Here is an 18,893-nt window from a genome sequence, read left to right as displayed (position 1 = left end):
GATTCATTATTCCCAAAACTTCCCCTCAAAAATGCCTACCCAATGTCTTGGTAATCGCCTTTCACGAACATAACGATGGAAGCTTGAATAAGGCCACTCTAAAACCTCTCTTACCAAGCCATGTTTCACAGAGTTGAAAAAAACTAATTCCATTACAAAGTTATCAAAAACCACAGGGACAAATGGGACTATTGGGGCAACCGCATCATTGCTGGTCTGGAGGCGTCCCCCGCCTCAAAATTCAATTTGGGGCATAAGGGACAGTTTTGGCTTGGTTAGTTTAAGGGAATATTTAATATGCCCGGCTTTCAGAGGAGTTTTTCGGGATCAGGGATAGGATTGTATGTAAAGGATGGTATGTGATCGGCATTTTTCTTCGATACGGGTTTGTTCACTTGTTTTTTATGGCGTTGGTCAATGCTGTCCTTCTGGCTATAACCAGACAATTGGCCGTTAAGATATTTCAATACATATAAACGGAATGTGTTATAGGTGGCGGTGAAGCCTCCTTCATCGTGCAAAGTTTCCCATATGGCAGTAAGCGACCAACCCTTTTCCAACGCTTCGGAGATTTCTTCTCGTAAGGCTAGAAATTCCACTTTGCTTTTGGTTCTTTTAGGGCTCTGTTCCCTAGTTATGACTGTTTCTATTAAGGATTTTTTCATTATCGATTCTCCGTAAAAATGGTTATTCAATCCTTTGAGGTTTATTGTTTATTTCCATTTATTTTTGAACTTTTAGATACCTAGCAAAGCCCTTTTTGGTAACTTTTGGAATTTTTTCGTTTATTCCCGTTTATTTTTGATTATTTTTATTTATAAACGACTATGTTCCAAAAAGCCCTCAAAGAGAGGCTTAAAATAAATTTCAAAATACAGGGCAAGATAGGTGAAGTTAGCTAACCAGCGAGCTGGTTACCATACTTGACTAATCTTATTCGCACCTTCGGTGCTCAACGTAAAAACAAATTTTATAGTCAATTCTTATTCACCTCCCCAAATTTTACCGGTAAAAACATACAACCTTGGTGTGCCAACCCCTTTGATTCTTGGCTTGTGTGAGGCTTTGCCATCAGAGGCGGGTTTAAGCCAGCCAGCTTGTAATAAAACTCTTGTCACGGTGCGTTGATCAAAGCCTTTGCACAGTTCATTTTTTTACGTCTCGGTTAACACCATGTAGATTCGAAACCCTTCGCCATCTGTATGATAAAACCCTCCTCGATTGAGAATCTTGTCATTGTTGGGTGAGTTGGCATTATCAAATCGGCTGGCACCATGAGATTCAAAGAAAGCGCGTACTTGCGCCATAATGGCGCGATCTTCGCGCTGGCCATCAATCCCAAAAGCATCCTGCCATGCAATAAAGCAGGGCTTCGCAGCATGGAAAGATTCGCTTTTTTGCCATCCTGTCAAACCAAATTGACTGGCCAGTTCTCCCGCAGCAGCAACTAATGCAAAGCGTCTGGCAACACGGATTATCTGCCCTGTTACATCGGGTTGAATGACGGCATCAACAAAGGTTTGAATGGTGTCGGTAATATATCGGCTGATTGTTTGTCGGTTGGCAACTACTTGATTCAACCACGCCATACCGATTGCGCCATGATATTGACTGCTGTATTTCTTTAGCGATAATGCCATGCTTGCTGGGCTTAGTTGATCATGAATTGTTTCAAAGATCCCCATCTGACAACCTGCATCCGCCTCAATATCAGCAAGCCTGATTTCCTGACCTGCGTTAATGCGCTGTCCTGATTTTGCCATCAGAGCCGTCAAAGATTCTTCTCCAGCAGATAAGAAAAATAAGGACCATCGGGAAGATTGCTTAACCGTGCCAGTACGTGACGCACGTGTTTTTCCCTGACCATTAGCCAGCAAATAAGCTGCCTCCCCTGCTTCCCTGGGATCGATTTGACTGAGTTCATCAAGAATCAGCAATCCATCATTGTGTAATGACGCCAAACCTTCAAGCCCATTGGTGGTGCTACGCCATAAACGACAATAAGATTGTGGGTTTCCCCAAACCGAGGCAGCCAGACTCAATGCAGTGCTTTTACCTGATGAGGATGCGCCTCTGAAATGAAAACCGCCTGAGTCTTCGCCAACAATCTTTGCCAGTACAGGTGCTAATGCCACAGATGTGGCAAACACCAATCTTGAGTTGCCTGATGCCAGCCGACCTATTGAGTCGCGCCATTCTTCAACGCTTCCCTTGATGGACACTGCTGGTTCAATAGCATTGGTATTCTGGAAGACAATCTTTTCTGTTGATTGTCCGATACATTGGGAAGCAGTTACAAAGACATCCCCATGCCACCCGAGTTTATCAACACATCTTGCACGTGCGTCTACTGGAAAGACTTGTAAATAGGAGGCTAACAAATTGCGAGCAGTTCTATTAGGTGAAATACTCAATCCCAATCGTGCTAGCTCTCGTCTCACATCAGAGGCATCACCTTGCAACAAAGCCAATGGCATTGCCCACTGATGATTTACCCCATCATCATCCTGCCATTCCAGTAAACGACCCCATTCACCACTCTGGGCATCCCGAGTCTTTGCAACGACATACAATGGCGCGCATATCCATCGAGGTGGCAATGGAGTGCCATCCTTATCAATACCGATAAAGGTTAACCCCTCAACAGTTAAGCGAAAGCGACCTCCTGCATAATCACAGATAATCGGACGCTGCTTTGATGCATTGGCTAATTCAATAACATGATTTTGTGACATACATTATTCTCCATACAACAGTCAAACCATCGGAATGAATCCAATTCATTCTGACGAATTTTAAATTTATGCGTTCTCAACGAGCTGCAACTGACCTTCGTCACTGGTTGAGTAATAAATTTTTTGTTGTTGGAGAAAATTCAGCACATCGCTTTTTCGGTATAAAACCTTGCGACCTATTTTAAATAAGGAACACCACCACCCGCCCATCGGTTACGTTCAAGTAACTGGGTGGAGCAGCTTAATACCGCAGCGATTGTTTGTTGATTAAAAAGAGCAGAATGTGGCGCAGATTCAAATTCTTTTAATAGATGTAAACGGGATGTTTTTTTTAAAGTCATAGGAAATTCCTCAGTTATTTACACCTCAGCCAAATGCCGAGAGGTATCTTCCTTGAACAGAACTCAACGCATCATCCAGTATCACCCTGGACAATTGATTGATATTCTTTTCTCCTAATCCTTTGACTTCCAACTGCCTACATTTTGTTGGAACATCGGGCTTACTCCTTAAGCTTGGAAAAAGTATCTCGTATTCCCTCAAAGAATGTCAAGCACAAAAGATCAATTTCAAAGATGTGTTATCGAACGATATTGATTGATGCTAAAAATGAAATATAACATGTCATAAATTCGGAATTCGCGAATCGCGAATTTATCATAATTAAATGCAGAGTTATCAGTGTCCCATACGTCCCAAGGTTCCAAATAAGCTAGGGACGTGTCTAGCCCAGTAATGACATGGATGCCCCATCTGTCCCATTAGTCCCGGATATTTTTTATATGTCTACAAATGAGCATTGAATAAAATTCATTTGCATTCCATTTTGGACGAGGCTATATTCCATAATAGACGGAGATACAATCCATTTTGGACGTACGTATAATCCATAATGGACGAACTCATAATCCATATTAGACGAAACTTAGGACACCTTCTTGAATACGAAAACAGATAATTTTCCAAGACAACTTAAAAGTCGAATGGAAATTGCCATGAAGGATACACCCGTTGTTTTAATAAACGGGCCTCGGCAATCAGGAAAGACCACTTTAGTCAAAGAATACTCGCCTTCCTTACCCTACTACACATTGGATGATGACAATATTCTTAATGCAGTAAAACAAGATCCTGTGGGTTTTGTTAATCGAATCGATAAAGCAATCATAGATGAAATTCAACGTGCTCCAGAATTACTACGCGCGATAAAACTTTCAATTGACGAAAATAGACAGCCCGGCCGCTTTTTATTAACTGGATCAGCCAATTTACTCGCATTACCTCAAATTGGAGATAGCTTGGCTGGTCGAATGGAAATATTAACCTTATTTCCACTTTCTCTAGCTGAAATCCAACGTAGAGAAAATCACTTTATAAAATATGCCTTAGATCAATCCTGGCCAAATCATGTAACACATTCAGAACAAACAGACATTATTTCACAGGCTCTGACTGGTGGATATCCCGAAATGTTAACGAGACCAACTTTTGAAAGACGAAATGCTTGGGCTAAATCTTATATCAAAGCAATAGTAGAACGAGACGTAAAAGATATCTCATCAATAGAAAAATTAGTGGAAATGCCACGATTACTGGAGGTACTGGCTCAACAATCAGGAAAATTAACCAATTTTACTCAAATTGGTGGGCAATTAAATTTAGATACCAAAACAGCGCAGAAGTATGTCGGTTTACTGGAAACACTATTTTTAGTACATCAATTAAGACCTTGGCAGGACAATACCTTAAGCAGGATAGTTAAAACACCAAAAATTCATTTTATTGATAGTGGTCTTTTGGCATGCCTGAACAGAGTTACCATCGAAAGCATTGAAAAAGATAAATCTTCTTTTGGAGCTTTACTAGAAACTTGGGTATATAGCGAATTACTGAAAATGTGCACTCTAGCTAATGAGCCATGGAATATTTATTACTATCGTGACAAAGACCAAGTGGAAGTGGATTTTATTCTTGAAAATCATGCTCGCAAGATTATTGGTATTGAAGTTAAAGCAAGTCAAACTATTCTTAATCAAGATTTCCGTGGATTGAGAAAACTGGCCAGTTTAGCTGATAAAAATTGGGTAAGCGGGATCGTTCTCTATAATGGAGATAAATGTTTGTCATTTGGAGATAATCTCTGGGCAATACCATTTTCATTTCTTGATTGAGATTAGAGTGAGGAAAATATTTAATGATTGAGCATGTGAATCAAATACACAAAGTCACAACTTTAATTCTTATACTCTTTGTTTTTGCATTATTTGCTTTTAGCAAATTTACATCAGTAGCACTACCTCCCTTGATAGTACTAATAATATTGTCTGCGATTTTTATACCAGCAATGATTAGTAGTGCATTATTTGCAATAGTGTATGTTAGTGGCTGAATACGAAATAAAAATATGTACTTAATTGGCTGTTACTCTATCTTTTGCCTTATAAATCATCAAATATTAACTGTTTATACAAAAGATTTAATCTATTAGGCTCTAGGGTATAACCCGCAGTATCTAGCTCATACAACGTCTTTTATCTCTACATTTGTACAATTACCGATAGGGTTATTTCTAATCACTAATTTAACAATTGTTTTTTGTAATGCAATGTTTTTATTAGTAATGCTAATACCACCTTTAGTAAAATTATTTCCCTTTTACGAAAAGGAAAAATCTAAGGAATGTCGAGATAAACTCTTTCATTTAGAATTTGGAGCCACTATTTTGGCTGTTTCTGTTATGCTGATGTATCCTCTAGCAGGCTTAATTAACCATAAGGCTATAATTCGCAACATTGCACTTATGACAGATTATTATCCTGTTTATCAATCTACATAGATATGCAAAGAAGCAAGATCATATGATCTATTCAATTATTTGAACAAAAATATGATTTCTGTATCTAAATATGATGAATATACTAATGAGCATATTTTTAAAACATTGAATTGCGCTACTGTTTAGATTGAAGAAATAAAGATCTAATCTATAAATTACTCAACATTTGATGGTCGACTATCGAAATCAGTACTTTTCATTAAGTTAGGTTTTGGTTTGGTTGCTATAACTTGTAAACACCAAAAACTAACGGGGATTAAATCTTCTTGAGAACAGACCACTTTTTTCAGATACTCAGTCACAAAGTCATTCAAAAATTCAGATTTCCTGTTTTCAGGAATTTGTTTTATCTGAGATCCTGCAGCACTAAAAAAATCTTTAAGTTGTTCTTTTGACTTAAAGGAATAAGTCATTTCTTCTTCTGATAAGTCAACTACTTCTAATCCTGATTTAACAATCATTTCTTTGTAATCATGTGGATCAAAAAATAAACGAGGGCTTACAAAATCAATAAAATAATTTTTCCATTTACTACTAGAGCAAACTTTATCCAAAACCAGATGATATAAGGATTTTTTATGCGATAAAAGAAGAACTACTTGAGCACCATATGCTGCTGATTTTTCTATCCCAAATAGAGTATTTTGCTGGTCTTTAATCCAATGGAGACAATTAAAAGAAGTAATAACATCGAATTGTTCTCTAAAAATATTTCTACTGCCATCCATGGTTAAAAAACGCAAGTTATCTTGATCCATGTATTTTTTAGAAGCAAACTCAATCATTTGTTCGGAAATGTCAGTACCAATAACACAACCTTCATGAACAATTTCAGCAATTTCATTGGTAATCACTCCATCACCACACCCAACGTCTAATACTCTGGATTTCTTATCAAATGAAATTTTTCTTAGCAATTTCATAGCAAAATTGTATTGTAGTGCATTGTTTCTACTATATTTATTAGGATCGCAAAATTTATGACCAATCATAAAAACTCTAATTTCAAAAACTTGCAATATTCTACAAAATATTATGACATGTAGAAACGGAGCCTAAGACCAGCCTGCTAATCATAATCTTCCGAATTTATGGCTCACGTATTATCGGTAAGAGATGTTTCCAGTGCTCTATTAGTTCATTGATATTCATAACTCAGCCATCGTCATAATATGCTTAAGTATAAAATTAGCTACTTGTTGCATCGGTTTCCTCAACCGTTCAACGTCTTTCATGATATACCCTGCTGTAACATCATTATTCATTTTATGATTAAGAAGTCTCTTTAAAGCATAAGCAGGTAAATCCAGGCTATCTGCGATAGTTGCAAAAGTTCTACGAAGATCATGCAAGGTAAATGGTACGCCAGATAACTCAACCACCCTATTCACTGCTTTTTTAGGTTCATAGATATAGCCAGTTTTACTTTCAGCAGGGAATACAAATTCACTGGTTTTATTCCGGCTTCTGCGCTCCATTAACTCATAGACAAAATTGGACATAGGTAGTGTATGTATTTCATGGTTTTTGGTGTCTTGCAGGGTGATGGTTTTGGATTTGAGATCAATATCTTCCCAGCGCAAAGAGGCTGCTTCCATTTTTCGCATGCCGGTGAATAAGAGTAATAAAAAATAATCATGCCACAATAAGGCATTACGGTAGTTGTCAGTCTCCACCAATATAATGACTGCTTTATACCAGTCAGCTAATTGATGCGGCTTGATGACTGTTTGTTTTCGATCTACTCGATACCATGCCCGGGTATGCGAGAGGTATTTGACTGGATTAATGGTGATGATTGGATAACCATTATCGTCTTAATACTCATACATGGCGTAATTAAAAATAGCCCTTAATACCCTCATGGCATTATTGGCACGTGCTTTACTGTTTGCCTAACCATGCTTAGTATGCCGTTTGGCTATCATCTCACGAGTAATGTTCACCAGCGGTTTATCAAGCCAGTCAGGTACGACGTCATGCAGCACACATTGGAAATCGTTTAAGGTGCGTGGCTTTAAATCTTTTCTTGCTTTAAGGTAATCATTCAATACTTGCTGCAAAGTCATAGCATGGATTTTTTTGGTTTTCTTCTCAGCTATTGGATCATCACCTCTCGCCACACTACCCAAAAGACTTTTGGCTTGTTTTCTAGCTTCTTCAACCGTCAGGTTCCCGTATTTGCCTAAGGTGACTCTTTTTACCTTGCCATTGATTCTGGTTTCAACGATGAAACTTTTAACACCACCCGAGGTAATTCTTAAAGCAAAGCCTTTTAAGTTATTATCACGATAAAAAGTTTGGGTCTTTGCTGGGATATGTTCGAGTTTATGAACGATGGTTTTGGTTAATTTAATCCCTTTTTCAGCTTCCGTCATAATTTACCCCTAAAATTCCATGTAGACGCCATGTAGACACTTGTAGACGGAATCTAGACCCGTGAATTAACCAACCTTTAATACTTTAGATTCAATTAAGATTCTTTCATAAATCGATATCATAAGATTAATTAGATCATATCCTCTTGTAGCTATATCATCATCTATTAAAATTCCCAATGCCCAACATAGTAAAACAATCTCTCGTTGGAAATGATGTATAAATGTTTCTGTTGGGGACAAGTTGAATGTTCCACCATCATGGGCATATAAAATTTTATTTCTTGCATCTGCACGTGAAGTCACAAATCCTTTGACTGTGCATTTTTCAGGAAGAAATTCTAGAAATCTGCGATACCAATCCTCAACTGTGTTTCTCTCATTTTCTGCTTCTAATGTAATATTCACTGGTAGAGGTGATATTAGCTCTTGCTCTTCTAACTTAATCAAGAGTCTAATACTATCTCCTTTTAGTACTAACTTTACTTCTTCTCTTTGGGAATCTCCAAAAAATTTCATATTCTTTAATATGGATGTGAAATAGTCTAAAACAGGGGCTAATGAAATCTTAACCGCATGATTTTTAAAATTACTTGTAAATCTGATGTTACAAAATTTTTGTATTTTTAATTGCTCAAATATACTAATTACAATCTCTTCCTCGGAAGCTACAAGTCTTATAAATGCCATTTCATCATCAAAATCGATTAGTTTAATTGATTTATTATAATGGTCTCTCGCCTTTAAATATCTGCTTTTTATTTTTGTTGGGGCTAACCTCAAAATAAAATCATTTAAATCTGATGGTATTAACTTATCCCATTTACTTATTTGCATAATACTCCTTTATAATGAGAAGTAAGTATAGCGAGGTAGCCTGGTTGAGGCTTGCAGCAACCGGGGTTATATCAATCATTGTCTTCATTCTATATTCAATAAATACGAGGTTTTGAAACTCGGTTGTCGCTTAGCGCCAACCAGGCTACACTTCCTGGACTTCCTAATCAATAACACAAAACGATAATCAAATCGTGCAGTAAAAATTATGATTTATGTTTAAGCTTTTCCAGAGTGTCTTTCACACGCCGGGTTGCTTCATGGCCTTCTTGTATCGTTTCTTGCGCACGATCGAACTCCATAAGACCGATATAGCCAAGCTTCGGTGTGATGAGAACGTCAGGTGGATCCTCTGCCACGCGCGAGTTAGTGATGCGATCCTGCATAATGTTAATGGAGCTGGCGATCACGTCGAAAAGACCGGGTTCATGGATTTTCTTCTTATGCAGGGAGGAAATAAATGAATCCAGCCTAATGCCGAAGTCAGCTTTCAGCTTGGACGCCCACATAGCGATGTTTGGATCATGCTTTTCAGCATATTCCAATTTCTTTTTGTTACCTTGATTATCCGCTGCATCACTGTGATGTAGGGAGAAATGTCTGCCGATGAGATCACTATTTAGATTAACGGCGATGATATAATCAGCACCCATAGCGCGTGCGAGTGAAATAGGTACTGGATTAACTAGGCCGCCATCCACCATAATATCGTGTTTTAAAGCAATAGGTGCAAAAATTCCAGGTAGGGCGATGGACGATCGCACAGCATTGAGTAAGGAACCATCCCGCAACCAGTGCTCTTTACCATTCAAGAGCGATGTTGCAACACACCCAAAGGTAACTTCCAGATCCTCGATATTAGGATTGCCAATGCGTTTTTCGATGGCAATCATAAGAGGTTTACCCTGGATAAAACCGCCACCAGCCATTCGCACATCTAATAATTTTAGAATGTCTACACGCCTAAGGGTGCAAATCCATTCTTCAAATTCGTCGAGGTGACCTGATGCATAAGCGCCTCCGACCACAGCACCTATGGATGAACCTGTAACAAGATCTGGTCTTATGCCCATGTTTGCCAACTCACGGATAACGCCTATGTGTGCCAAGCCGCGTGCTGATCCGCTGCCTAGTACTAGTCCTATTTTGGGTCTTTCCATATTATCCCCTGCTTTGGCCTGCATAAACCTATGAAAAAGATAACTTCTAAGCTTATGGTAAACTTTTAATAAGATCTTACTACCATAAGGAAATTCAATTTTGGTGCAACCTGCAACTATCATTAAGCAGTCGTAGCTGATTGACGCCTGCGGCAACCGTGTTATTTCAATCCATTTTCTTCATTCTATATTCAATAAATCCGAGTTTTTAAAACCCGGTTGTCGCTTTGCGCCAACCAGGCTACATTGCTACATTTGCTTCGTTTGAGATAGTACAGAGTGATCGGGCGATGTACCCGACCTACTTATGAACAATATTTATATTAGTTGCAATTCTGATTTTGGATGCAGGTGCCGTTAAAGTCACAGGTTTGGCAATTGTTGGAACCATTGATGATCACTGTTGGAGCAACCCAGCCATTGCTTGGATAGTAATTCCCAACATTTCCATTATTATAATGATATGCGCCGCCAACTCCCCCTACACCGCCAACTCCCCCTACACCGCCAACTCCTCCTACACCGCCAACTCCTCCTACACCGCCAACTCCTCCTACACCGCCAACTCCTCCTGGTCTGCGGAAACCAGGATCAGCGAAACAGTTTGTAGAGATAATGGTAATAATAAAGATAAAAATAGGGGAAAACCGATAAACCCACTTAGATATACTCATAACTATCTCCTTGTTAGCAATATATCCATAAAAGAAGCAAATGATGATTGAAGTATAGATGATTTAATGTCGCTATGAATGCTTGAATAAGGCCAAACTAAAGCACGAGTTACATAGAGTTGCCGATACGAATACAGTCAGGCTGTGCTTAAGTAAATTGGGTTTTGATATAAACCAATATTTAGGACCAAATCATTTTAATGTTTCCTTAATTTCCTTCATGTACAATCTATAGACAAAAAACCCATAAGTTATTGAAATCAATATGCCCAAATATACAAATACCGCCGGTAAAATTAACTTAAATCATTATACAAAAGTTAAAGAGCTCACTACTGGTAAGACAAATCAAGTTTCCTTATGGGAACATAAACAAGACCGTAATTTGAAAATTGTAGTTAAAGTACCCAATGGTCCTAATTCCTATCTCATTCAAAATAATGTGCGTTCTATCAATGCTTTCTTTGGGGACGATTCTGCTTGGTTAATTGAAGGAAAAAATCAAGGTAAAGAAGGGTTTGCCATGAAATATTACCCTGGCATGCCTCTTTCTCCTCAAGAAGAATCTCAACTAATTGATAAAGATGAGAGTCCCTTAAGAACTATCTCTAAGAATGGACTGTTATTTACTATGTTAGATCCCAACAAGGATAATTTCTTAAAATTATCTTCTGGTGAATTCATTCCTATCGATTTCGATTATATGATTATCCATGGGACTAAGCTTTTACCTTACCAAGAACTGTATTTAGAAGGCAGAATGGGTTTTGCAATTAGAGTGGGAGGCAGATCTGAAGCAGAGGCAACCGAATATGTTTTAGATAGTTATCCTGCTGCTGCGTCCTACTTATACGAACAATGGGGCCATAAATATCTTAAGACAGATAAGTACACTCAAACCTCTGAAGTACCAAAACTAGTTATTGATATACCAACAACCCAAAAACAGAGACCTATCAGCACCGCTGAGAAGAACTTTAATGATAATATTGATTTACTACATAAGAAGATTACAGCCTTCTCAGGCAAACCAGAATGTCAGGATGCTCTTAAGGCAGCGAATATAGTTTATGATGCCTTAATGACAGAAGGAAAAAACTATTTCTCTGGTGCACCATCAAAGGAAAGGTATACACAGTTCAAAAACAATTGTGAAAGCTACATTAAAACAGCAAGACTTGAACTTGATAACCATAGAGGATGTAGAAAAATTCTTCTTAATATTCTGGCAATTGTTCTGTCTGGCGGAATTGGTTATGCTTTTGCTGCAGGTGTAAATATTGCTTTGAACAGAGGTAAATTTACCTTCTTCTCTACAGACAGCTCCATAAAACTTAATAGTATTGTAGACGGTATTAATAAGATGGCCCCCGCGGCATAAACATCAAAACAAGCCAAACCCGGTTGTCGCTCTGCGCCAACCAGGCTACCACCTATTGAACCACCTTTTAATCACCTACACTTAGCAATTCAGCTTCGCGTGAAAACTCAGGTTTACGATATTTTGGATTAACTTTCACATGCCAGATGGGCAGCATCAAAAAGAATGGTATGACGCAACAAACGAACAAGGTCAGGAAGAAATTATCCCAGCCGTAATTTTTGATGATTGCCCCCAAAGGAGCACCAGCAAGAACTGCCCCTAAACAATAAGCAAAAAATCCGGCAAAACCAGTTGCAGTCGCCGCTGCTTTTTTATGGGCTAATTCCGCACAGGCCATACCAATCATCATTTGTGGCCCAAAGATAAAAAAACCGAAGAAGAAAAGAAACAAGGAGTCGAGGAATGGTGTATATTCCTTAGTCAACGTAAATAATAGCAAAGTGACAAATACACCTGCGGTAAAAAGAATATTAATTGGGTTGCGTTTACCTTGAAATATTTTATCAGAAGACCAACCAGCAACCAGATTTCCAAAAAAACCACCCACCTCAAACCATATGACACAACTACCTGCTGTGATTAAGGAATAATCCTTCACTTCCGTTAGGTACAACATACTCCAATCATTAATGGCCGTTCGGACAACGTAAATAAACAAATAAGAAACGGACAGTATCCAAACATAGGGGTTGCTTAACACATAATTCCAAAGAATTTCTTTGACTGAGAATTCAGTTTTTTCCTGGTGATGATGGGATAAACCAGAAAAATCGTCACGATGTTGTTCTATCGCAGGTAAACCAAGTGACTGAGGCGTATCTCTTAAACGATTAATTAAAAAAAGACCTCCAAAAATACAGATGATCCCAGGCACAAACATCGCCGAACGCCAGCCGAAATACTGCGCGCACATGGCAACAATCAAGGGAATTAATGCACCACCTACGTTATGTGAGGTATTCCAAAGGCTCCACCAACGACCCCGCTCGGATTGAGAATACCAATGTGTTAATAATTTAGTACAGCCTGGCCATCCCCACCCTTGAAACCAACCATTTAATCCCCAAAAAATAGCAAATAACCACCAGGTGGAAGACAATCCAAACAAAATATTAAAAATACCTGTCAAAATTAGCCCGATCGCCATTAAATAACGAGGATTAGACTTATCGCCAAGAATTCCACTCAAAAATTTGCTGATGCCATAACTTAAACTCAAAATGCTAGCAATCATTCCCAGTTCAGTTTTGGTCATCCCCAAGGTGCTTTGTAATGCAGGCATCGCGAAGGTAAAACTTTTTCGCGTAAAGTAAAATAAAGCATACCCTATATACATTGCATAAAAGGTACGAATACGCCAATAACGGTATTGCCGTTTAACAATGGTTTTATCCTGAATTTCGTTCAGATAAGGAGCAGGTTTTAGAATATTCAAAAATGCCATGATCTTCCATCATCATGAAAAAAACAAGATTAGAATGGAACTCACAAAGTATGTCAAATCTTTCTAATAAAAATAATAACGGTATCCTACTTATTGAGAAATGAATGAAAAATTTAAATGGAATTCTTGTGAAATTATAAATAAGCTACACGATTTGCATTAAACAGGGATTTGTAGGAATGAACGTAATAGTTAGTTTATTAGAACAAGAGCAAATCGATTTTACGCCATATAAACGTCCTGAAGTCATTATGGTTTTAAAAAGAAAATTTCAAACTCAAAAAGAGTGGATGATTACTTCTTTCAACCAATATAAATTTTCTGATGATGAAGCGGAAAAAGTCCAACAAGCCATTTTGAATGGGGATCTTCGAATCACAGATCTTCTAAAACGTCCTTTTTCCCACAATTTTTGGAGCTTTCTTACCTTTAAGTGGGGAGAGATCCTTGCGGGTGGAAAACGATTATCCAAGCAAGAAGTCTTGCAAATTGCTACCTGCTCTAGCAAGGGCCAGGAATTTTCAAGAACACCGACTCAGAATAGAAATAGGCTCCTAAAAGGAGTGCCATTGGTCGTTGGCAAAGTCGTTACCTCCATGGCACTTTGCATGGTATTTGGCTTGGGATTATTAGCGACTTTAGGAGCTCCCTTCGGCTTTAGCCTCGCTTTAGCGATAGTACTTTCCTTATGTAATGGAATAGTGTGTTTATTAAGTCGTGGGCGTGCCATGCTTGACAGTGCTGGCTTTCAGCCTCAAAAACAAAAAACATTTACGACCCCTGAAGAAAATGCAAGAGAAAAAACGGTATTCGATAGAGGTGAGAAATTATTTTTTGGTATCGTGACCTTATTGGCCTGTATTTCTGCGGGCATTTCTGGATATGCTGGTCTCGTAGGACTTCTCACTTTTCTGGGAGCAGGCATGCTCGCCTCTAACCCTCTAGTTTTGATAGTGACGGTTGGATTATCTTTGATTACCGCTATCTCTTTTTATTCATTTCAAGCTGTAGGCATACGTGAAAATTATGCAAAATTTAAAAATCTCTTTATTGAAGATTATAAAAAACCCCATGGTCTTTTGCGATGTGTCTTATTAGGAGTCGTAAGTGCAGTCTTTTTAGCGGTTTATGCGACATTAACCTGGTTTACTACTGCATCGGGTGTAAATAAATTTTTCGGCGTTTTAGGTGCGAAACCTGATACCTTTTTAGCCCATGTTATTTCTATGATATGTACTACAACAACCATGGTTGTTAATACTTTTTCACAAGTTTATAAAGTCTTTAACCCAAAAACCTATGTTGATCTGAAAGAAAAATTTGAATCAATTTATCAACCCTCGGACGAATCCCAAACAAGAGCCCAAAAGATAAAGAATGGAGCAATCAATATCCTCAAACTATGTGCTTTGATAGGCGATTCTCTTGCGTATTCTGTCGCTGGTGGAATCCGAAGTGGAATTCATGTTGGTGAAACACTGGGAGAAGCAATAGGGCAAAAAATTGCATTAACCGTTACCATGGCAATATTGTCTCCGGTGATTTTAGCATTCGTATCGATAGCGTTTACCTGGCCTACCGTTTTTAATCGAAGACAATCATCTCCACCTTCTTCACAGGTGGAAGCGCAATTGAGAAAAATGAGTTCAAGCCCTATTCCAGATATCCGCCCAAATAATACCTTATTACCAATATCTGAAAAATCTCCCCAAATTAAGCAAGGTGGACTAAGATTTTTTGATGCGAATAATACTCTTAATCCTAATGCCCCCCCTACTATAGGCGCAGGAGCAGTTTTGACATCCTCCACGCCATCATAAATTGATGTATGGGAGGGCATTGCTGGCATCAGTGTCTGGCAATCAAAGTAAGTCATTTAGCTGTGGGGCGCGGTTCTTGGGTCAAACGACCCTATATACTGGCTTTGGGCCATCCAATGACTCATGCTATTATTCTATCTAAGCAGTAGCCTGGTTGAGGTATGCGGGCAACGGGGTTTCACTAAAGCTCTTACTATGGGTTTATTACAGTTGAAGTGTCGGGGTCATCTGAAACAGTTGAGGCGATATCACTTTTTTGTAATTGCCTCACACCTTGTTTGAAGTGAGCTGTTATTTTTACGCCATTATCTACAGAATCTGTTTTTGCTAATGAGTGAATTGAGCGAACTGTTGACGCAATAGCGTCTGGCGCCTTGGGTCGGCTTTCATCATTAAAACCACAATACTTAGATAACCATTCAAATAATTGACTCATATCACCAACAATAGGCTCTGCTACCTGTTGAAACACAGACGGCCCGTTGATTGAATTTGCAAGACTTACCACACAATCGCCTGTTGCCATATCCATCGCACAAAATGAAATCGAGCCAGTATTATTGCCCCAATGAAAGGCAATCGTTTTCTTGAGGTTACTATCACTATAAACCCCCATCCCCAACCCCCATTGAACTTGTGATGTGGGAGAGGACGTTGGCGGGAGACTTGATAGAGTTCCTGTGAGTAGTTTGGATTTAAGAAATTCATTTTTAAAACAATACTGTAGAAAAGTGATGTAGTCCTCTGCAGTTGTAAGTAAGGAACCAGCAGGAACCCCGGGTGAGTTGTCTGGCACTACTGGTAAAGGTTGAAGAGCACCATTTGTATCTTCTTTATGCGCGCTGGCAACAAGAGGGCTGGCTGGCAAGCGTTTAAAAGTAGAACTCTTCATACCGGCTTTGATAAAAAAGTCTTGAGCGATTGCTTCCCATTCCTTACCCGTTTTTTTCTCAATAACCTCCTTTAAAAAATCAAGTGCCACACCTGAATAGGTAAATCGCGAGTTAGGTGTTGCAATAAATTTTTTCCCATCATCTCCGTCCTGTCCAAAGTTGGCTAGACCAGAACATTGTCCAATTACCATGCGCATTGTTAGTTTTTGATAATTCGGGTCTTTCTCAAGTTCAGGTGGCCCAAAGGAGGAATATTTAAAAAGGGGCGTGTCTAAATCCCACTTATCCGGGAGGTCTTTATTTAAATCCTGTTCAACCAAGTCTAAAACAATTGCTGCTGATACGGGCTTACTAAGAGATGCCGCTTGAAATAAAGTATGGGTATTAACCTGGCTGGGTGCTTTTGTGTCTGTCTCCCCGTAAGCCATAGCATGGCGAGTCTCTTTTTGACACCAGGATAACGATAATGCAGGAATATTTGCATTAGCAAGCAGTTCTTTCATTAATTCCTGTCGTTCTTTCATAAAACACCCCGGCACTTAATAAAGTTTTTCAACCTAAATTATAACAAGCGTAGTCTCATACTTGGGTGCAATTTCTTTTTTTCACTATTAATTTACAAATGAAAGGTAAGCGTGGCGAGCCATGGGGACCGACCCGCAAAAATTAACCTGCATCCTCATTTATAATGATAATCAACTATTGAGCCAGCTTTACCATCAATGAGCATTTTTTTGATGTTTCGTCAGTGTGTTCATAAGAGTAATTTGCTCGTTAGCTTGGTTTATTTTCATAATCCGCAAAGGGATAAGAAAAAATAAACTGGAGATTCAATGCTAAAGGTTGGGCCAAAATGTCCCAACCCTCTTTGTTTATTACTCTGGTAGCTTAGGACCGCGGGAGATATCGTAAGGAGTTGGTGACTTATAGAACTCTGCTTGAAAATCTTGGTCTGCTACAATTTTTTGTTTTGCGGACTGTGTGAGATCTAATTCAACTTTTCGTGTAGGAATCAAATTCTTATCGGTCAATCTCGTGACAAAGGCATCATATTGTTTCTTATCAGGAATTTGAATGAATAAGTTATTGTTTTCCCTGGTTAACGTGCCATGAAACTGAATTCCTCTATCATTTAACTCTTTTGCAAATTGTTTAAATTCACCATTAATTGCATCATATAATGCATCAAGATCCGCTTGGTCCTTCTGATTAAGATTCTCATCGCCTTTGAAGGTGATTAATCCATGAGATAGATCAAGGGACAGAGACAAAATGGCTAAATCACCCTCGAATAAATACAACAAATCCTCTTCGCTTGATTCATGCCAAACTTCGCTTTCATCTAAAAATGAGGATACGGAAATAGCTTCAACAGGCGTGGGTTTTAAATCGGGTGAAAGACCATCTTCATTAGTGTATGTCTCGTCATTAGTCCACTCATCACTTCCTGAACCGCCCCCAGACTCACCACCGCCCCCGCCCCCCCCCGTGCCCGCGGCAAACAGGTAAGCCAAATGCTCGACATAAACTACATGGGTTATTTTCGATAGCTTTGCTTCTTAAATCCTTTTTACTCTCTTTATCCTTACTCTCTTTATCTGCAAGTTTGACCATGATTTACTACCTTAATATTATGTCCATTCATTTTATCACCCGCTAATTTGGACATAAGAGATTACTGTCAGGATTTTACACTTTATTTGCAAAGTGTTTTTATGTTGTTTGTTCATTTGAGTTCAGCATCAGCCTGCGCAGTGTATACAGGATTACCAGACACTTCGGCAATCCCTTTATTGTGATATCAAGTTCGAACGCGTTGATGTTTAAGGGCTAATAGCTAAAAATGTTTCTTAAGAGTGAATTTAAAGTTTTCACCTGTGTAATATTAATAATGAAACCTCAAATTTTGCAATGTATGAAAAAAACATTTGCATTTGGCTAAAGATTCGGATTAATCTGGAAGAGACTCATAAGGAAAAGGAGCTCACCATGGGTAAGAAAGATGCAAATACTCGTATAGTTCATGGAAATAATAAAACTAAACAACCTTACTCAAACCAGGAAACACAACTTTTTTTCAATCAAAAACAGAAACCTTCGTCAACTGAAGTACAACCCTTTAAAGAAATACAACCACCTGCTCAAGAAATAAAGATAGAAACTACGACGGACCTTTTATTAGTGGCTATTTTAGAAGAACTAAAAACTCATAATATGATTGAACTTATGAAACTAAAGACTCAACAAGAACAAGAGGAGAAGGAACTGCAAGCCACACAAAATAGGCAGGCACAGGATAATACGCGATTCGAAGAAATCCGCTCTACTATGTATCTTTGATTAACATTTCAACATAGGTTGGTCGTTTACTCATTGGTTATTTATGGGCTAAACGACCTACCCTACCACGGTAGGACCTTAACCACCTCGGTTTCATAAGCATAGCAATTCCACACTGTTCGATTCCCATTAATTAAAAATGCAACTTGGGTAATTTGATAAAAGCCTCCGTTAATGTGGGTATCTAAAACACATAATTTATTGACCCCATCCATAGTGATATAGAATAAAACTGCATTGGATGGTGTTACGTTTGATGGAGGGAGAAGATAAACGTCGTTCCTTTGTTCCAACGCCATGGGTAGCCCCTGAACGAAAATGATGGCTCCCGAAGAGGCAAAACTCATGGTCATAAACCCTAAAAATAGAATGATTTTCATAGCCATCCTCTG

14 protein-coding genes and 3 pseudogenes are annotated in these 18,893 nt (G+C 38.6%); 4 read left to right on the top strand and 13 right to left on the bottom strand.

Going from position 1 to position 18,893, the window contains the following annotated elements:
- Window positions 1-6: 6 nt before the first annotated feature.
- From LHA_RS17220 to LHA_RS02475, 4 genes and pseudogenes are all read right to left on the bottom strand, one after another.
- Window positions 7-153, bottom strand: a complete 147-nt coding sequence (locus tag LHA_RS17220; RefSeq protein ID WP_231861964.1) for a hypothetical protein — start codon at window positions 151-153, stop codon at window positions 7-9.
- A gap of 155 nt (window positions 154-308) precedes the next feature.
- Window positions 309-665 carry a TraK family protein gene (locus tag LHA_RS02485; protein ID WP_045105134.1) on the bottom strand — a complete coding sequence of 119 codons (357 nt, stop codon included), beginning with the start codon at window positions 663-665 and terminating at the stop codon, window positions 309-311.
- 318 nt (window positions 666-983) lie between these two features.
- A pseudogene (locus tag LHA_RS02480) lies at window positions 984-2,735 on the bottom strand (DUF927 domain-containing protein).
- Window positions 2,736-2,801: 66 nt separating this feature from the next.
- Window positions 2,802-3,076, bottom strand: a pseudogene (locus LHA_RS02475) (DNA-binding protein).
- A gap of 597 nt (window positions 3,077-3,673) precedes the next feature.
- Between LHA_RS02475 and LHA_RS02470 the strand changes: the two are divergent.
- Window positions 3,674-4,906, top strand: coding sequence for an ATP-binding protein (locus LHA_RS02470; protein WP_172480821.1), 1,233 nt, complete (start codon window positions 3,674-3,676; stop codon window positions 4,904-4,906).
- Window positions 4,907-5,726: 820 nt separating this feature from the next.
- On the opposite strand, the gene LHA_RS02455 is transcribed toward LHA_RS02470, so the two are convergent.
- The 5 genes and pseudogenes from LHA_RS02455 to LHA_RS02430 form a co-directional block, all read right to left on the bottom strand.
- A complete protein-coding gene (locus tag LHA_RS02455; RefSeq protein WP_045105130.1) occupies window positions 5,727-6,563 on the bottom strand; it encodes a class I SAM-dependent methyltransferase in 837 nt (278 codons plus the stop codon).
- A gap of 156 nt (window positions 6,564-6,719) precedes the next feature.
- Window positions 6,720-7,949: pseudogene (locus tag LHA_RS16445) on the bottom strand (tyrosine-type recombinase/integrase).
- A 66-nt stretch (window positions 7,950-8,015) separates the two neighbouring features.
- Complete coding sequence (locus LHA_RS02440) at window positions 8,016-8,786, bottom strand: hypothetical protein (protein WP_045105128.1); 771 nt, start codon at window positions 8,784-8,786, stop codon at window positions 8,016-8,018.
- 206 nt (window positions 8,787-8,992) lie between these two features.
- Window positions 8,993-10,069: a patatin-like phospholipase family protein gene (locus tag LHA_RS02435; protein WP_231861963.1), complete on the bottom strand. Its 1,077-nt coding sequence runs from the start codon at window positions 10,067-10,069 to the stop codon at window positions 8,993-8,995.
- A 200-nt stretch (window positions 10,070-10,269) separates the two neighbouring features.
- On the bottom strand, window positions 10,270-10,620 hold the full coding sequence (locus LHA_RS02430) for a hypothetical protein (RefSeq protein ID WP_045105127.1): 351 nt from the start codon (window positions 10,618-10,620) through the stop codon (window positions 10,270-10,272).
- Between the two features lie 265 nt (window positions 10,621-10,885).
- Between LHA_RS02430 and LHA_RS02425 the strand changes: the two genes are divergently transcribed.
- Window positions 10,886-12,001, top strand: a complete 1,116-nt coding sequence (locus tag LHA_RS02425; protein WP_045105126.1) for a hypothetical protein — start codon at window positions 10,886-10,888, stop codon at window positions 11,999-12,001.
- 67 nt (window positions 12,002-12,068) lie between these two features.
- On the opposite strand, the gene pgtP is transcribed toward LHA_RS02425, so the two are convergent.
- Window positions 12,069-13,448, bottom strand: a complete 1,380-nt coding sequence (pgtP, locus tag LHA_RS02420) for a phosphoglycerate transporter protein PgtP (protein ID WP_045105125.1) — start codon at window positions 13,446-13,448, stop codon at window positions 12,069-12,071.
- A gap of 179 nt (window positions 13,449-13,627) precedes the next feature.
- Here pgtP and LHA_RS02415 point away from each other — a divergent pair, with 179 nt between their 5' ends.
- A complete protein-coding gene (locus LHA_RS02415; RefSeq protein ID WP_045105124.1) occupies window positions 13,628-15,268 on the top strand; it encodes a hypothetical protein in 1,641 nt (546 codons plus the stop codon).
- Between the two features lie 193 nt (window positions 15,269-15,461).
- Here the strand turns inward: LHA_RS02415 and LHA_RS02410 are convergent, their stop codons facing one another.
- Both LHA_RS02410 and LHA_RS02405 read right to left on the bottom strand, forming a co-directional pair.
- A complete protein-coding gene (locus tag LHA_RS02410; RefSeq protein ID WP_045105123.1) occupies window positions 15,462-16,685 on the bottom strand; it encodes a serine hydrolase domain-containing protein in 1,224 nt (407 codons plus the stop codon).
- A 351-nt stretch (window positions 16,686-17,036) separates the two neighbouring features.
- Window positions 17,037-17,675 carry a hypothetical protein gene (locus tag LHA_RS02405; RefSeq protein WP_052673561.1) on the bottom strand — a complete coding sequence of 213 codons (639 nt, stop codon included), beginning with the start codon at window positions 17,673-17,675 and terminating at the stop codon, window positions 17,037-17,039.
- A gap of 475 nt (window positions 17,676-18,150) precedes the next feature.
- On the opposite strand from LHA_RS02405, the gene LHA_RS02400 reads away from it, so the two are divergent.
- Window positions 18,151-18,501 carry a hypothetical protein gene (locus LHA_RS02400; RefSeq protein ID WP_045107348.1) on the top strand — a complete coding sequence of 117 codons (351 nt, stop codon included), beginning with the start codon at window positions 18,151-18,153 and terminating at the stop codon, window positions 18,499-18,501.
- Window positions 18,502-18,563: 62 nt separating this feature from the next.
- On the opposite strand, the gene LHA_RS02395 is transcribed toward LHA_RS02400, so the two are convergent.
- The gene (locus tag LHA_RS02395) at window positions 18,564-18,881 is read right to left on the bottom strand and encodes a hypothetical protein (RefSeq protein WP_045107347.1); all 318 of its coding nucleotides are present in this window, start codon (window positions 18,879-18,881) and stop codon (window positions 18,564-18,566) included.
- Window positions 18,882-18,893: the final 12 nt, after the last annotated feature.

It is taken from the genome of Legionella hackeliae (assembly GCF_000953655.1).
GTDB lineage: Bacteria > Pseudomonadota > Gammaproteobacteria > Legionellales > Legionellaceae > Tatlockia > Tatlockia hackeliae.
This window is presented reverse-complemented; position numbering and strand designations above follow the sequence as displayed.

What these genes read in the sequence shown, in the direction of transcription:
- LHA_RS02435 (WP_231861963.1), bottom strand. Translation starts at nt 10,069, where the DNA reads ATGATAGTTGCAGGTTGCACCAAAATTGAATTTCCTTATGGTAGTAAG.
- LHA_RS02440 (WP_045105128.1), bottom strand. Translation starts at nt 8,786, where the DNA reads ATGCAAATAAGTAAATGGGATAAGTTAATACCATCAGATTTAAATGAT.
- LHA_RS02455 (WP_045105130.1), bottom strand. Translation starts at nt 6,563, where the DNA reads ATGATTGGTCATAAATTTTGCGATCCTAATAAATATAGTAGAAACAAT.
- pgtP (WP_045105125.1), bottom strand. Translation starts at nt 13,448, where the DNA reads ATGGCATTTTTGAATATTCTAAAACCTGCTCCTTATCTGAACGAAATT.
- LHA_RS02410 (WP_045105123.1), bottom strand. Translation starts at nt 16,685, where the DNA reads ATGAAAGAACGACAGGAATTAATGAAAGAACTGCTTGCTAATGCAAAT.
- LHA_RS02400 (WP_045107348.1), top strand. Translation starts at nt 18,151, where the DNA reads ATGGGTAAGAAAGATGCAAATACTCGTATAGTTCATGGAAATAATAAA.
- LHA_RS02415 (WP_045105124.1), top strand. Translation starts at nt 13,628, where the DNA reads ATGAACGTAATAGTTAGTTTATTAGAACAAGAGCAAATCGATTTTACG.
- LHA_RS02430 (WP_045105127.1), bottom strand. Translation starts at nt 10,620, where the DNA reads ATGAGTATATCTAAGTGGGTTTATCGGTTTTCCCCTATTTTTATCTTT.
- LHA_RS02485 (WP_045105134.1), bottom strand. Translation starts at nt 665, where the DNA reads ATGAAAAAATCCTTAATAGAAACAGTCATAACTAGGGAACAGAGCCCT.
- LHA_RS17220 (WP_231861964.1), bottom strand. Translation starts at nt 153, where the DNA reads ATGGAATTAGTTTTTTTCAACTCTGTGAAACATGGCTTGGTAAGAGAG.
- LHA_RS02395 (WP_045107347.1), bottom strand. Translation starts at nt 18,881, where the DNA reads ATGAAAATCATTCTATTTTTAGGGTTTATGACCATGAGTTTTGCCTCT.
- LHA_RS02425 (WP_045105126.1), top strand. Translation starts at nt 10,886, where the DNA reads ATGCCCAAATATACAAATACCGCCGGTAAAATTAACTTAAATCATTAT.